The 12420-nt window shown below is 58.5% G+C and carries 17 protein-coding genes; 13 read left to right on the top strand and 4 right to left on the bottom strand.

Annotation, left to right across the window (positions count from 1 at the left end):
• Positions 1-185 precede the first annotated feature (185 nt).
• The 12 genes from clpA to HUO14_RS03390 all read left to right on the top strand — a co-directional run bounded on the left by clpA (position 186) and on the right by HUO14_RS03390 (position 8763).
• Entirely contained in the window at positions 186-2504 is a 2319-nt protein-coding gene (clpA, locus tag HUO14_RS03440) for an ATP-dependent Clp protease ATP-binding subunit ClpA (RefSeq protein ID WP_176278465.1), read from the top strand.
• 160 nt (positions 2505-2664) lie between these two features.
• Positions 2665-3288: a TetR/AcrR family transcriptional regulator gene (locus tag HUO14_RS03435; RefSeq protein ID WP_176278464.1), complete on the top strand. Its 624-nt coding sequence runs from the start codon at positions 2665-2667 to the stop codon at positions 3286-3288.
• Positions 3289-3305: 17 nt separating this feature from the next.
• Positions 3306-3791, top strand: a complete 486-nt coding sequence (locus HUO14_RS03430) for a VOC family protein (RefSeq protein WP_176278463.1) — start codon at positions 3306-3308, stop codon at positions 3789-3791.
• On the top strand, positions 3788-4426 hold the full coding sequence (locus HUO14_RS03425; protein WP_217907892.1) for a glutathione S-transferase family protein: 639 nt from the start codon (positions 3788-3790) through the stop codon (positions 4424-4426). The genes HUO14_RS03430 and HUO14_RS03425 overlap by 4 nt, the downstream gene beginning before the upstream one ends.
• Positions 4427-4441: 15 nt before the next feature.
• On the top strand, positions 4442-4900 hold the full coding sequence (locus tag HUO14_RS03420; RefSeq protein WP_176278462.1) for an SRPBCC domain-containing protein: 459 nt from the start codon (positions 4442-4444) through the stop codon (positions 4898-4900).
• A 7-nt stretch (positions 4901-4907) separates the two neighbouring features.
• Complete coding sequence (locus HUO14_RS16385; protein ID WP_281365373.1) at positions 4908-5033, top strand: hypothetical protein; 126 nt, start codon at positions 4908-4910, stop codon at positions 5031-5033.
• Between the two features lie 18 nt (positions 5034-5051).
• Positions 5052-5726, top strand: coding sequence for a glutathione S-transferase family protein (locus tag HUO14_RS03415; RefSeq protein WP_176278461.1), 675 nt, complete (start codon positions 5052-5054; stop codon positions 5724-5726).
• Positions 5727-5751: 25 nt separating this feature from the next.
• Entirely contained in the window at positions 5752-6135 is a 384-nt protein-coding gene (locus tag HUO14_RS03410; protein WP_176278460.1) for a DUF1428 domain-containing protein, read from the top strand.
• A 12-nt stretch (positions 6136-6147) separates the two neighbouring features.
• Positions 6148-6939 (top strand): VOC family protein, encoded by a 792-nt coding sequence (locus tag HUO14_RS03405; RefSeq protein WP_176278459.1) that lies wholly within the window; start codon positions 6148-6150, stop codon positions 6937-6939.
• Between the two features lie 105 nt (positions 6940-7044).
• Positions 7045-7416: a VOC family protein gene (locus HUO14_RS03400; protein WP_176278458.1), complete on the top strand. Its 372-nt coding sequence runs from the start codon at positions 7045-7047 to the stop codon at positions 7414-7416.
• Complete coding sequence (locus HUO14_RS03395) at positions 7416-8147, top strand: helix-turn-helix transcriptional regulator (RefSeq protein ID WP_176278457.1); 732 nt, start codon at positions 7416-7418, stop codon at positions 8145-8147. Before HUO14_RS03400 ends, HUO14_RS03395 begins: the two co-directional genes overlap by 1 nt.
• A 1-nt stretch (position 8148) precedes the next feature.
• Entirely contained in the window at positions 8149-8763 is a 615-nt protein-coding gene (locus HUO14_RS03390) for a glutathione S-transferase family protein (RefSeq protein ID WP_176278456.1), read from the top strand.
• A gap of 84 nt (positions 8764-8847) precedes the next feature.
• Here HUO14_RS03390 and HUO14_RS03385 read toward each other — a convergent pair whose 3' ends face one another.
• The 4 genes from HUO14_RS03385 to HUO14_RS03370 all read right to left on the bottom strand — a co-directional run bounded on the left by HUO14_RS03385 (position 8848) and on the right by HUO14_RS03370 (position 11755).
• On the bottom strand, positions 8848-9555 hold the full coding sequence (locus HUO14_RS03385) for a hypothetical protein (RefSeq protein WP_176278455.1): 708 nt from the start codon (positions 9553-9555) through the stop codon (positions 8848-8850).
• Positions 9556-9705: 150 nt separating this feature from the next.
• The gene (locus HUO14_RS03380; RefSeq protein WP_176278454.1) at positions 9706-10449 is read right to left on the bottom strand and encodes a Bax inhibitor-1/YccA family protein; all 744 of its coding nucleotides are present in this window, start codon (positions 10447-10449) and stop codon (positions 9706-9708) included.
• 252 nt (positions 10450-10701) lie between these two features.
• Entirely contained in the window at positions 10702-11166 is a 465-nt protein-coding gene (locus HUO14_RS03375) for a low molecular weight protein-tyrosine-phosphatase (protein ID WP_176278453.1), read from the bottom strand.
• A 37-nt stretch (positions 11167-11203) separates the two neighbouring features.
• Positions 11204-11755 carry a superoxide dismutase family protein gene (locus tag HUO14_RS03370; protein ID WP_176278452.1) on the bottom strand — a complete coding sequence of 184 codons (552 nt, stop codon included), beginning with the start codon at positions 11753-11755 and terminating at the stop codon, positions 11204-11206.
• A 118-nt stretch (positions 11756-11873) separates the two neighbouring features.
• Here HUO14_RS03370 and folK point away from each other — a divergent pair, with 118 nt between their 5' ends.
• Entirely contained in the window at positions 11874-12404 is a 531-nt protein-coding gene (gene folK / locus HUO14_RS03365; protein ID WP_176278754.1) for a 2-amino-4-hydroxy-6-hydroxymethyldihydropteridine diphosphokinase, read from the top strand.
• Positions 12405-12420 lie beyond the last annotated feature (16 nt).

The following is a 12420-nucleotide window of genomic DNA, read 5'->3' as shown; positions in this document are numbered from 1 at the left end:
GAAGTGAGATACGAAACTGGTGACTTTGGCCAGATAGCTTGAGATCGGAGACCCTGAACCCTTGACGTTTAGGCACCGGGGCACGATCTAAAGGATAAGCAATTGGTTAAAGCCCGCATCGGATGGAACAGCATCCGTGTCGGCGACAGGAGCGTCAACAACGTTCCAATTTTGGAGTAATATATATGCCATCCTTCGCAGAATCGCTCGAGAAGACCCTGCATCAGGCGCTGAAAAATGCGTCCGACCGGAGTCATGAATATGCGACCCTCGAGCATCTTCTTCTTGCATTGATCGACGATGGCGACGCTTCACAAGTGATGAACGCCTGCGGCGTCGATCTCGGCGAACTGGAAGATGCCGTCGTTCTCTATCTCGACAGCGAGCTCGATTCCCTGAAAGTCGAAAAGGCAATCGACCCCTCTCCCACCTCCGGATTTCAGCGGGTTGTCCAGCGGGCGATCCTCCATGTCCAGTCATCGGGCAAGGATGAAGTCACCGGCGCCAACGTGCTGGTTGCCCTGTTCTCCGAGCGCGAAAGCTATGCCGTCTATTTTCTGCAGCAGCAGGACATGAGCCGGCTCGATGCGGTCAGCTTCATCAGCCACGGCGTCGGCAAGGGCGGCCAGACGGTCGAACCGGCAGAACTGTCCGGTCATGAAAGCGACGATGACAAGAAAGAGAAGAACAAGAAAGAGACGGCGCTCGACCAGTTCACCGTCAATCTCAACAAGAAAGCTTCCGACGGACGGATCGATCCGCTGATCGGACGCCAGGCAGAGGTCGACCGGACGGTCCAGATCCTGTGCCGCCGTTCCAAGAATAATCCGCTTTATGTCGGTGAACCCGGCGTGGGCAAGACCGCCATTGCCGAAGGCCTCGCGCTGCGCATCGTCGAAGGCAATGTGCCGGAAGTCCTGCTTCCCGCGGTCATCTACTCGCTCGACATGGGCTCCCTGCTGGCCGGAACCCGCTATCGCGGTGATTTCGAGGAACGGCTGAAGCAGGTCGTTTCCGAGCTGGAAAAAATGCCCGATGCGGTGCTGTTCATCGACGAAATTCACACCGTGATCGGTGCCGGCGCGACCAGCGGCGGGGCGATGGATGCGTCGAACCTCCTGAAGCCGGCTCTTTCCGGCGGCGTCATTCGCTGCATCGGATCAACCACTTACAAGGAATTCCGCAACCATTTCGAGAAGGACCGCGCGTTGCTGCGGCGCTTCCAGAAAATCGACATCAACGAGCCGTCGGTCGAGGATACGATCAAGATTCTCTCCGGCTTGCGCGGTGCTTTCGAGGAACATCACAAGGTCCGCTATTCGCCGGATGCGTTGAAATCAGCGGTGGAACTGTCCACCCGCTATATCAACGACCGCAAGCTGCCGGACAAGGCGATCGACGTGATCGACGAAGTCGGTGCGATGCAGATGCTGTTGCCGCCTTCGCGTCGCAAGAAGATGATCACCGCCAAGGATATCGAAGCCGTGATCGCGACAATGGCGCGCATCCCGCCCAAATCCGTGTCCAAGGATGACAAGAAGACACTCGAGAATCTGGAGAAGGATCTCAAGCGCGTGGTCTTTGGCCAGGACGAGGCAATCAACAAATTGTCCAGCGCGATCAAGCTGTCCCGCGCCGGCCTGCGCGAACCGGAAAAGCCGATCGGCAACTACCTGTTCAGCGGTCCGACCGGCGTCGGCAAGACCGAGGTTGCCAAGCAATTGTCATCGATCATGGGCATTCCGCTCAAGCGCTTCGACATGTCCGAATATATGGAACGCCACAGCGTTTCCCGCCTGATCGGCGCGCCTCCGGGCTATGTCGGCTATGATCAGGGCGGCTTGCTGACCGATGCCATCGACCAGAACCCGCATTGCGTGTTGCTGCTCGACGAGATCGAGAAAGCCCATCCCGACCTGTTCAACATTTTGCTGCAGGTGATGGACAACGGCAAGCTGACCGATCACCACGGCAAGACCGTCGACTTCCGCAACGTCGTGCTGATCATGACAACCAATGCCGGTGCGTCCGACATGGCGAGAGAAGGCATTGGCTTTGGCAATATGTCCAAGGAAGATGCCGGTGATGAAGCGGTGAAGAAGATGTTCACCCCGGAATTCCGCAACCGTCTGGATGCGATCGTTCCGTTCGCCTATCTACCGACCGAAGTGGTTGCGCGCGTGGTTCAGAAATTCATTCTCGAACTCGAGCTGCAGCTGGCCGACCAGAATGTCCACATCACGCTCGACGAGGATGCCCAGGCATGGCTCACCGAGCGCGGCTATGACAAGCTCTACGGCGCCCGTCCGATGGGCCGCCTGATCCAGGAAAAGATCAAGCAGCCGCTCGCCGAAGAACTATTGTTCGGCAAGCTCAAGAACGGCGGCGAGGTCAAGGTTCACCTGAAGGACAACAACCTGACCTTCGAAGTCACCTCGGCTGCGCCCAAGGCAAAGAAAAAGAAGGCCCCGCCGAAGAAGAAAGCTCCTTCCGAAGCGGAATGACGACCCGGACAAGGGTCTGGAAACCCCGATAAATTGAAAAACGGCGTGTCTGGTTACACGCCGTTTTTTTATGCCTGCTGCCCAGCGAAAATGTCCGGCCAAACTCTGGTGGGACCACTCTCGAATTGACAACATACCAACCAGTTGGTATGTTGTGGCTATGAACGCGAGTCGATCCCCTGCCCCCGCACGTATCACAGCAAAGACGAAGCTGATCGATGCCGCGCATGATCTTGTCCGTCGCCAGGGCTATGCCGCAACCACGGTCGACCAGATTTGTGCCGCCGCCGGCGTGACCAAGGGCGCCTTTTTTCACCACTTCCCTTCCAAGGAGGATCTGGGTGTCGCCGCTGCAGCGCAATGGACCGCGCGCGCGGCTCCGCTGTTCGAACTCCCGCCCTATACCAGGCTGGAGGACCCGCTCGAACGCCTGCTCGGACATATCGACATGCGGATGGCGATGATCGACGGTCCGGCGGAAGGCTTTACCTGTTTTGTCGGCACGATGGCGCAGGAGACTTTTGCGAGCAACGAGGCGCTCCGCGAGGCCAGCAGCGAAAGCATCACCGCCTATTGCGAGGCACTGGCGGTCGATGTTCAGGCGGCGATAGACCGCCACGGAATTCGCGACAATATAACTGCGGAAAGCGTGGCCTGGCACGTTCAAACCGTTTTGCAGGGTGCCTTTGTGATCGCGAAGGCTTCGGGAGATCCGGAAAAAGCGCGCGAAAGCGTTCGTCATTTGCGCAGATATATCGAGGCAATTTTCAACATATCAAGCTGAGCAAGGAGGAGAGGATAATGACCGGCAAGATTTCAATGTGCATCTGGTACGACCACGCTGCCCGCGAAGCAGCCGAATTTTACGCGGAGACTTTTCCAGACAGCCGGGTCGATGCGGTGCATCTCGCTCCCAGCGATTTTCCCGGCGGCAAGCAAGGCGACGAGCTGACGGTTGAATTTACCGTGCTGGGTGTTTCCTGCCTCGGGTTGAACGGTGGTCCGGCCTTTCCGCACACCGAAGCCTTTTCCTTTCAGGTCCATACCGACACCCAGGAAGAGACCGACCGCTACTGGAACGCGATCGTGGGCAATGGTGGCGCTGAAAGCCAGTGCGGCTGGTGCAAGGACAAATGGGGGATCAACTGGCAGATCACCCCGCGCGCGCTGACCGACGCGATGGCGCAAGGCGGAGAGGTTGCCAAGCGCGCCTTTGAAGCGATGATGCCGATGCAGAAAATCGACATTGCCATGATCGAGGCGGCGGTGCGGGGTGTAAAATCATGATCAAATTATTTGGCCACCCCTTCTCCTCTTACACATGGAAAGCGCTGATCCCCTTGTGGGAGAAGGACATCCCGTTCGAATTCCGGCAACTCGACGAAGACCATCAAAGCAATGGGGCAGAATTTGCGCGGCGTTCGCCGACCGGCAAGTTTCCGCTGCTGGCGGACGGCGAGCGGACGATCTTCGAAGCGACGGCAGTTATCGAATATCTTGAGCTCATCCATCCCGAACCAAGGTTGATCCCGGACGGGATGGCGGGTGTCGAAACACGGATGTTCGACCGGTTTTTCGACAATTATGTGATGAACGCGATGCAGCATTTCGTCGAAGTGCGGCTCGGTCGCGCCGATCCATCCGAAACCGACAAGGGTCGTGCAACGCTCGACAAAAGCTATGCCTGGCTCGAAGCGCAACTGGGCGATCAATGGGCGATCGGGGACGCGTTCACGATGGCCGATTGTGCCGCCGCACCATCGCTTTTCTATTCCGACTGGGTGCATCCGATCCCGGAGGGGCTGGAACGGCTCAGGGCCTATCGGTCCCGCCTGCTGGCACGGCCCACGGTCAAGCGGGCGGTGGACGAGGCACGGCCCTTTAGACATTTTTTCCCCGGCGGTGCGCCGGAACGCGACTGATCAAGGAGACAGAATATGACCGCGACCCAAGAGAGCCACCATGAACTATCGGTAACCCGCCATATCGCGGCGCCACCGGACAAGGTCTGGGATGTCATGACAAACCATATCGAGCAATGGTGGTGCCCGAAACCCTGGCGGGCGGAATTCGAGACGCTGGAGCGACGCGTTGGCGGGGCTTCGCACTGCACCATGTATGGCCCTGACGGCGAGGTGCATCCCCACCCCGGTCTGGTGCTGGCCTGGGAAGAGGGTCGCCGGTTCGCCCTGACCGACGCGATTGTCGGCGACCTCGAACCGGCTGGCCCGTTCATGATCGGGATTTGGGAGATCGAAGCGGAGGATGGCGGCACCCGCTACACCGCCACCGCACGCCACTGGACAAAGGACGCACAAGCCCAGCACATGGAAATGGGTTTCGAGCAAGGCTGGGGTGCCTGCGCAGACCAGTTGGCCAGCCTGAGTCAGAAGTAGGAGACCGATGGTTCCCACCATTACCGCCTTCGAAAGCTCGCCCGACGAAGCGCGACCGGCCTTCGTGCGCGCTTTTGACGCCCAATTGGCGGTTTTCAAGGCCAGGTCAAAAGATGACGGAACAAATCTGTAAAACGGAAAGGAGAATAAAATGCTCGCCAATCCCGGCTCGAATATCACAATATCCGCCTTTCAGTGGGTGCCCGATTTTGCCCAGGGCATGGTCCGCGACATCCGTATCCGCTGGGCGCTGGAGGAAATCGAACGGCCCTATGACACCAGCCGGTTCGACGCAACGCAACCGCGCGATGCCGATTATCGGCAATGGCAGCCCTTTGGCCAGGTTCCGGCCTTTGACGACGGCAATGTCCGGATGTTCGAAAGTGGCGCGATCCTGCTTTTTCTCGGCGAGCAGGATGACCGGCTGTTGCCAGTCAAGCTCCAGGACCGGTGGGAATCAACGGCATGGCTGATCGCGGCACTCAATAGTGTCGAGCCAATATTGTCCACGATTGTCAGCTATGATATATTTCATGCCGACAAGGATTGGGCCAAGGCAGCACGGCCGGCAGCGGTCGAACTTGCCGAAGCGCGCTTGCAAAGTGTTTCTGATGCGCTGGGCGACAAGAACTGGCTGACCGGTCGCTTCACTATCGCAGATATCATGATGGTGACGGTGCTCCGCAATCTGAGACACACGGACATCGTCGCGGGCTTCCCCAAGCTCGCTGCCTATCAGCTGCGCGGCGAGCAACGTCCGGCATTCCAGCGCGCATTGAAGGCACAGACAGAGCCCTTCGCCGAACACCAACCACAGCCGGCCTGACCCGGTCATAACCAAGGAGAGAGAAATGAGCTATATTGACGGATTTGTGATCGCGGTGCCCACCGCCAACAAGCAGAAATTTATCGATCATGCCAACATGGCGGACAGCATGTTCATCGACATGGGTGCGACGAGAGTGATCGAAAGCTGGGGCGATGATATCTCAGAAGGCAAGACCACCGATTTCCGCAAGGCGGTGAAGGCGACCGCGGACGAGAGCATCGTCTTTTCCTGGATCGAATGGCCCGACAAGGCGACCCGCGACGCCGGCATGGCGAAACTGGAAGCGATGATGGAGGATCCGGACAACCCCGACCCGCGGATGGATCCAGTGAAGAACCCGATGCCCTTCGACGGAAAACGGATGATCTTCGGCGGCTTTGAGCCCGTCGTCACGCTCGGCAAATGAGGAGCAGAACCCATGGCCAACAAACATGGTGATTTCATCTGGTATGAATTGCTGACCAGCGATGCCGACGCAGCGCAGGATTTCTATGGGGCGTTGCTCGGCTGGGACTTTGCCGGTAGCGGCCAGGCTGACATGGACTATCGGGAATTTTCGATGAAGGGCGAAGGAATTGGCGGCCTGTTGCCGCTGACGCCGGAAATGACGGCCAATGGCGCGCAGCCCTGCTGGCTCGGCTATGTCACTGTCGAGGATGTCGACCGGATGGCGGAAGCGATATCCTCTGCTGGCGGCAGCGTCCATGTGCAGCCGCAGGACATCCCCGGTGTCGGACGGTTCGCGATGGTCGCAGATCAGCAAGGCGCGATATTCTATGTGATGACGCCGAACCCGCCTGCCGACAAGCCGAATGCAACCAGCCTCGCCTTTGCGGCGACCGAGCCGATGATCGGTCATTGCGCCTGGAACGAACTCGCCACCAGCGACACAGCCGCCGCGCTCAACTTCTATCATGATCTGTTCGGCTGGGAGAAGGAGGGAGAGATGGATATGGGCCCGATGGGCACATATAATTTTCTCCGCCATGATTTCATGATCGGCGCGATGATGGACAAGCCGGACGAGATGCCGGTTTCCGCGTGGACCTATTATTTCCGGGTGGCTGACATTGATCAAGCGGTAAAAACCATCACGGCCAAGGGCGGCCAGATCAGGCTTGAACCGACGGAAATTCCGGGCGGCGAGTTCCAGCTCAACGCGGTCGACCCGCAGGGTGCGGCCTTCGCATTGATCGGCGCGCGGAAGTAGACCTTTCGCGATACCGTCTTCACATCTAGAAACCCTCCTGACATGATGCTGTCAGGAGGGTTATGATATTCGATGCTTGTTCAATCAAAAAGGAGGAGCAAGCTGATGACCGAGACAAGAGACAGGCTGGTGTGGGTGGAAATTCCCGCAACCGACCTCGACCGCGCGAAGGGCTTTTATGACAGCGTTCTGGAAACATCGCTGATCGAGAATGATGACGGACCGCAAAAGATCTACATGATCCCGAGCAGGGGAGACACGCTGTGCGGGCACATCTACCAGGGAAAGCCTGCAACATCCGGCGATGGATCTACCCCGCATTTCTCCACCGGAGGTGAACTTGCCGATGCAATGGAGCGGATCAAGGCCGCTGGTGGTGAAGTGGTTTCCGAACCCATTCCCCTGCCTGCCGCGGCCTTTTTCTATGCCAAAGACACCGAAGGCAATTCAATAGCCATATTCAAATATAACGACTGATGCGCAGAGCCGACCGCCTGTTCCAGATTGTCCAGTATCTGCGCGGTGGCCGGCTCGTGACGGCGGCCAATCTGGCCGGGCGCCTCGAAGTTTCCGAGCGTGCAATCTATCGCGACATTGCAGATCTCCAGTCGACCGGCGTGCCGATCGATGGTGAAGCCGGCATCGGCTATATCATGCGCAGCGGTTTCGACCTGCCGCCGTTGATGTTCACGCGCGACGAGATCGTCGCGCTGGTCACCGGCGCGCGGATGGTCAAGGCATGGGGCGGAACCGCGATGATCGCTGCGGCGGAAGAGGCGCTGGTCAAGATCGAGGCGGTTTTGCCGGAAGCCGAACGCAGCCGGGTTGGTGAGACGAAAATATTCTCGCCAAGCATAGGACTGGCCGGACAAGCCAGAGAATTGATCGACCGCTGCGAGCACGCAATCGAAGCGCGGGAAATCGTGGCTCTGGATTATTGTGACGAGGATGGCGCCACCACCAGGCGGACCGTCCAGCCGCTGGGGCTGTGGTTCTGGGGCAAGGTCTGGACGCTGGTGGGATGGTGCGAATTGCGCGATGATTTCCGGATGTTCCGGCTCGACCGCATTTCCGATCTCGTGCCGACCGGCGGCGTTTACAAAGTGAATCCGGAAAAATCGCTCGACGAATTTTCGAGGCAGCAGAAGGCAAAATACGAGAAACATCTAGCAGAGACAAATTGCGATACAAACCGAGGAGACAATTGATATGACCCTGAAATTCTACACCAACCCGATGTCGCGCGGCCAGATTGCCCGCTGGGCGCTGCACGAAGCGGGCGCAGACTATGATCAAGTGCTGCTCGAATATGATAGCACGATGAAGGCCGCCGCCTATCTCGCGGTCAATCCGATGGGCAAGGTGCCGGCGATTGATCATGACGGCAAGATCGTGACCGAAGGGGCTGCCATCTGTGCCTATCTGGCAGACGCCTTCCCCGATGCCGGGCTCGCACCGACCGCTGACGAGCGGGCAGATTATTATCGCTGGCTGTTCTTTGCCGCCGGCCCTTTGGAATCGGCAATCACCAACCGGTCGATGGGCTTCGAAGTCGAACCGGACAAAGAGAAAACGGTCGGATATGGCAATTATGACCAGGTTGTCGAGGCGCTGGACAGCAAGTTCCTGACCGATGATTATGTCTGCGGCGCCCGCTTTACCATGGCCGACGTCTATGTCGGCGCGCAGCTGATATGGGGAACGCAATTCGGCACCCTGCCCGGGCGCGATTCCTTCCTCGCTTATGCAAAAAGGCTGACCGACCGCGACGCTTACAAATCGGCCAAGGCGGTCGATGACGGCTTGATCGCGGCCATTGGCTGATCATCTGATCCGAAACGCAAAAGGCCGGATGGTCATCCCATCCGGCCTTTTTTGCCAATTCAGACCGCCCATTCAAACCAGCGTCTATTCCCCGGTTTCGGGTTGCTCATAGCCGAGGTTGGGCTCCGCAACAGTGGCGGCGGGCTGGCCATATTGAACATTCCAGGCTTCGAGATCCCGTTGATATTCCTCGTAGGCGAGATAGAAATCGGTGAACGGTTTTTCCAGTTCCATCAGAGCTTGCGCAGCAAAGACATCAAGATCAGCAGACTTGGTCACGATTGCGCGCTGGCTGATCTGGACCGCCTGATCGCAAAAGGGCCGGCGTAGCGGCGAGAAGGACCAGTAATTGTAGAGCTGGGTCTGGTGGCGATCATGCTCGGTCTTGTAACCGGCACCGATTTCGCGCTGAAATTTCCGAATGATCGCATTATTGGCGTTGCGCAGCGAGGCGCTGTTGTTGTTGATGAACGCATTATAATCATCGACCAGCCGCTCATAGAGGGGGCCGGTGCAGCTCAGAGCCGCCACATTCATCGCGGCCCGGACGTGCCAAAGGGTTTCCAGCGGTCCGATGTCGCGATTGATCGTGTCGCGCAGGCCGTCAGCCCGCAGCATCGGCACAATCGACAGGCTGCTCGCTCCGAATGGCGGGGTCGGCGCACGCGGCGTATATTGCGGCTGCACGACCGGAGCGGCCGGCGGTGGGGGAGGAGGCGCCGTTTGACAGGCAGCCAGCAAGGCCAGACCGCTGGCAGCCAAAACAAGACGTAAATCCTTCAAACGCGGCATCGTATCACTCTCCCTGGACAACAGCGGTTTCTTTATGATTCGCGCTGACGCTTGTCCAGCATTTGCGGTCAAATCTCGACGAACTGCCAAACAAAAAAGCCCGACAGTTTCCTGCCGGGCTTTTTTGAAATGCTTGAATGAGGCGTTTGCCTAATCCTGGCTGCCCATGAAGGTGAGCAGGAACTGGAACATGTTGATGAAGTCCAGATAGAGGCTGAGCGCGCTCAACACGATGGTTTTGCCGACCATGTCGGTTCCGGCGACATAAGCGTACATGCTCTTGATCCGCTGCGTGTCATAGGCCGTCAGACCGGCAAACACCAGAACACCGATCGCGCTGATGACAAAGTGCATCATCGTCGACTGCAGGAAGATGTTGATGACCATCGCAACCAGCAATCCGACCACACCCATTATCAGGAAGCTGCCCATGCCGGACAGGTCCTTCTTGGTCGTGTAACCATAGAGGCTGAGCCCCAGGAAAGCCGCAGAGGTTGCAAAGAATGTCTGTGCGATCGATGCGCCGGTATAGACCAGGAAGATCGTCGACATCGACATGCCCATCAGGGTTGCGAAACCCCAGAACATGGCCTGCAGGGTGAAGGTGGAGAATTTATTCTGTCCGAAGCTCATCGCGAAGACAATCGCGAGTGGTGACAGGATGATCAGCCATTTCAGCGGACCGCCGCCAAACATGATATCCTGAGCGAGTCCGGAGCTGGCAAACAGCATCGCGACCAGACCGGTCAGCAAAACACCGCTGGCCATGTAATTATAAACCTTGAGCATATAGGCGCGCAGGCCGGCGTCAAACGCGACTTCCGTCTGCGGCGCAGCGCCCACATTGGGCCGCCCGAAGGTTGTTCTTGGGTCTTGCCAAGCCATAATTTCCATACTCCTCAAATTTGGCGAGCCGATAAACGGGCCCGATTGGTTTCAATATCGGGTAACAGCGGTTGTTTTTCAAGGAGAACCGGCGGGGCATGACAAAAAAATCGGCCCCAGACTTCATAGATGAAATCTATCTGGTCGCCCGATTTCCGGTTAATTTTCCGATCACCAGACAAACAGGCCATTGCGCGGTTTGGAATATGGGCGCGTCCGAACGCCAGTATATCACCGCAGAAACGCGAAGGCGGGGATATTCTATTCGCTTTCAAACAATTGCCTGATGCTTCTTGCAGCCTCTGTCACTTCGGCCCAGGTCTGCTCAAAACCGTCGTCCGCCCCATAATAGGGATCGGTAACATCTTCGCCCGCCCTGCCCGCGACATGGTCGAACAGCAGCGACAGTTTCACGATCGCTCTATCCGGCCGCATCGCCTCCAAATCGCGCAGGTTCTGATTGTCCAGCGCGATGATATGATCAAAATCGTGAAAGTCAGACGTCGTGACCTGCCGCCCGCGCAGATGGCCGATATCAACGCCATTCCTGCTCGCCACCGCCTGCGCGCGCTCGTCGGGGGGATGGCCGACATGCCAGTCGCCGGTCCCGGCAGAATCGATTATGACGTTCAGCCCCGCCGAGGCGCACTCCTCGCGCAGGGCGGCCTCGGCCAGCGGAGATCGACAGATATTGCCGAGACAGACAAACAGCACGGACTGGCTCATAATCTTGTTCTACCTGTTACAACTCACACGGATAGGCTCAGCGGCCGCCAACAAATATACCGCAGGCGATCCGCCCGCCACTGTCACCGGAAGGATCGGTCTTCAGGTCATCCGGGCCTTCGTGCACGACAAACGCGGCGCCGTCTGCGTCGAGCAGCGCCTTGTCCCCGTCACGCAACGTCCCGCCAGCAACCGTCGCCTCGAGCGCACCGGCTCCGTCCGGGCCGATATCCAGATTGAAGAAATCACCCGCATGGGCACCCTGCGGATTATCCAGACCGTGGGCTTTCCCGGCAGGATTCCAGTGGCCGCCGGCGGATTTGAAATCAGGACCTTCGCACTTGCCGGTTTCGTGAATATGGACGCCATGCGGGCCCGGCGACAGGCCCTTTCCGGTGATATTGACGAGCAGACCATTGTCGCCCTGGGCGATGATCACTTCGCCATATTCCGTCTGATCCGCTCCGATCAGAGCAGCACGCGCGACATTGCCGCTGACTTCACCGGGAGATTCGCCCTCCTGGGCGCATCCGGCGGCCATGAGGGATAACAGGACGACGCCCGACAGGCTGACATGATGGTGGCGCACGAAGCTTCTCCTTGATTTTATCGCTATTGATTGCATGATAGCAGCCGATCCGCTCGCTTGGAACCATGTTGTTCCGGCAGTTTCCTCTCTCCGTTGTTCTGGAACCAGCTTGCCGCAGATGCTTTACCTGATTGCCCTCGGCTCCAACCAGCGCCACCAGCGCCTCGGCCTGCCGCGCGACATTCTGGCAGCGGCCTTGCAGCGCCTGACGGTGCAGGGCCTGACGATCAGCGCAACCTCCGCTGTCATCGGCTCGCGACCGGTCGGCCCTTCGCAAAGATCCTACGCCAATGCCGTGGCGATCGTCGAAACTGCGCAGGAACCGGCAGCTTTGCTGGCCACGCTGAAACAGACGGAAGCGGAATTCGGGCGGCGTCGCGGCCAGGCCTGGTCGCGGCGGGTGCTTGATCTGGACATTCTGCTGTGGAGCGGCGGCGCCTTTGCCAGCAGCGATCCGGCGCTCACCATACCCCATCCGCTGATGCGCGAACGCGGCTTCGTTCTGGGCCCCGCGACCGAAATTGCGGGCGATTGGCGCGATCCCCTGACCAGCCGGACGATCACCCAGTTGCACGCCCGCAACCGCCGTCCCAAGAAACGTCCGGAAAAAGCGCCAAAGCGTCTTGACCACGAAACAAAGCATCCCTAGGGAGGCGCTTCCCAAC

The sequence above is a fragment of the Parasphingorhabdus flavimaris genome (genome assembly GCF_013371215.1).
Taxonomy (GTDB): Bacteria; Pseudomonadota; Alphaproteobacteria; order Sphingomonadales; family Sphingomonadaceae; genus Parasphingorhabdus; species Parasphingorhabdus flavimaris.
This window is presented reverse-complemented; position numbering and strand designations above follow the sequence as displayed.

Bases quoted from the DNA above. Each gene is read 5' to 3' on its own strand.
- clpA (WP_176278465.1), top strand. From the start codon at position 186: ATGCCATCCTTCGCAGAATCGCTCGAGAAGACCCTGCATCAGGCGCTG.
- HUO14_RS03430 (WP_176278463.1), top strand. From the start codon at position 3,306: ATGACCGGCAAGATTTCAATGTGCATCTGGTACGACCACGCTGCCCGC.
- HUO14_RS03390 (WP_176278456.1), top strand. From the start codon at position 8,149: ATGACCCTGAAATTCTACACCAACCCGATGTCGCGCGGCCAGATTGCC.
- HUO14_RS03415 (WP_176278461.1), top strand. From the start codon at position 5,052: ATGCTCGCCAATCCCGGCTCGAATATCACAATATCCGCCTTTCAGTGG.
- HUO14_RS03375 (WP_176278453.1), bottom strand. From the start codon at position 11,166: ATGAGCCAGTCCGTGCTGTTTGTCTGTCTCGGCAATATCTGTCGATCT.
- HUO14_RS16385 (WP_281365373.1), top strand. From the start codon at position 4,908: ATGGTTCCCACCATTACCGCCTTCGAAAGCTCGCCCGACGAAGCGCGA.
- HUO14_RS03435 (WP_176278464.1), top strand. From the start codon at position 2,665: ATGAACGCGAGTCGATCCCCTGCCCCCGCACGTATCACAGCAAAGACG.
- HUO14_RS03380 (WP_176278454.1), bottom strand. From the start codon at position 10,449: ATGGAAATTATGGCTTGGCAAGACCCAAGAACAACCTTCGGGCGGCCC.
- HUO14_RS03410 (WP_176278460.1), top strand. From the start codon at position 5,752: ATGAGCTATATTGACGGATTTGTGATCGCGGTGCCCACCGCCAACAAG.
- HUO14_RS03420 (WP_176278462.1), top strand. From the start codon at position 4,442: ATGACCGCGACCCAAGAGAGCCACCATGAACTATCGGTAACCCGCCAT.
- HUO14_RS03385 (WP_176278455.1), bottom strand. From the start codon at position 9,555: ATGCCGCGTTTGAAGGATTTACGTCTTGTTTTGGCTGCCAGCGGTCTG.
- HUO14_RS03425 (WP_217907892.1), top strand. From the start codon at position 3,788: ATGATCAAATTATTTGGCCACCCCTTCTCCTCTTACACATGGAAAGCG.
- HUO14_RS03395 (WP_176278457.1), top strand. From the start codon at position 7,416: ATGCGCAGAGCCGACCGCCTGTTCCAGATTGTCCAGTATCTGCGCGGT.
- HUO14_RS03400 (WP_176278458.1), top strand. From the start codon at position 7,045: ATGACCGAGACAAGAGACAGGCTGGTGTGGGTGGAAATTCCCGCAACC.
- folK (WP_176278754.1), top strand. From the start codon at position 11,874: ATGCTTTACCTGATTGCCCTCGGCTCCAACCAGCGCCACCAGCGCCTC.
- HUO14_RS03405 (WP_176278459.1), top strand. From the start codon at position 6,148: ATGGCCAACAAACATGGTGATTTCATCTGGTATGAATTGCTGACCAGC.